Below are 1,127 nucleotides of genomic sequence, written 5' to 3' on the forward strand. Positions count from 1 at the left end.
ACGTTGGTACTATCGGCCACGTTGACCACGGTAAAACTACTCTGACAGCAGCTATCACTACTGTTCTGGCAAAAACTTACGGCGGTTCTGCTCGTGCATTCGACCAAATCGATAACGCACCAGAAGAAAAAGCGCGTGGTATCACCATCTCTACTTCTCACGTAGAGTACGATACGCCAACTCGCCACTACGCACACGTAGACTGCCCAGGACACGCCGACTATGTTAAAAACATGATCACAGGTGCTGCACAGATGGACGGTGCAATCCTGGTTGTTGCTGCGACTGATGGCCCAATGCCACAAACTCGTGAGCACATCCTGTTAGGTCGTCAGGTTGGCGTTCCTTACATCATCGTGTTCCTGAACAAATGTGACATGGTTGATGACGAAGAACTGTTAGAATTAGTTGAAATGGAAGTTCGTGAACTTCTGTCTCAGTACGATTTCCCAGGCGACGACACTCCAGTTGTTCGTGGTTCAGCACTGAAAGCGCTGGAAGGCGAAGCTGAGTGGGAAGCGAAAATTGTTGAATTAGCAGGTTACCTGGATTCTTACATCCCAGAACCAGAGCGTGCAATTGACCGTCCATTCCTGCTGCCAATTGAAGACGTATTCTCAATCTCAGGTCGTGGTACAGTAGTAACAGGCCGTGTTGAGCGTGGTATCATCAAAGTTGGTGAAGAAGTTGAAATCGTTGGTATCAAAGAGACTGCGAAAACAACTTGTACTGGTGTTGAAATGTTCCGTAAACTTCTTGACGAAGGCCGTGCGGGTGAGAACGTAGGTGTTCTGCTGCGTGGTACTAAGCGTGAAGAAATCGAACGTGGTCAAGTACTTGCTAAACCAGGTTCAATCAAGCCACACACTAAATTTGAATCAGAAGTTTATATTCTGAGCAAAGATGAAGGTGGTCGTCACACTCCATTCTTCAAAGGTTACCGTCCACAGTTCTACTTCCGTACAACTGACGTAACAGGTACTATCGAACTGCCAGAAGGCGTAGAGATGGTAATGCCAGGTGATAACATCAACATGATCGTTACCCTGATCCACCCAATCGCGATGGACGACGGTTTACGTTTCGCAATCCGTGAAGGTGGCCGTACTGTAGGTGCGGGTGTTGTT

1 protein-coding gene is annotated in these 1,127 nt (G+C 47.7%); it reads left to right on the forward strand.

Going from position 1 to position 1,127, the window contains the following annotated elements:
• Positions 1-1,127, forward strand: a 1,127-nt coding sequence (tuf, locus tag AABS66_RS21610) for an elongation factor Tu (RefSeq protein ID WP_430225487.1), incomplete at both ends; no start/stop codon positions are given.

This window comes from Providencia sp. SP181 (assembly GCF_050446505.1).
Classification (GTDB): domain Bacteria; phylum Pseudomonadota; class Gammaproteobacteria; order Enterobacterales; family Enterobacteriaceae; genus Providencia; species Providencia vermicola.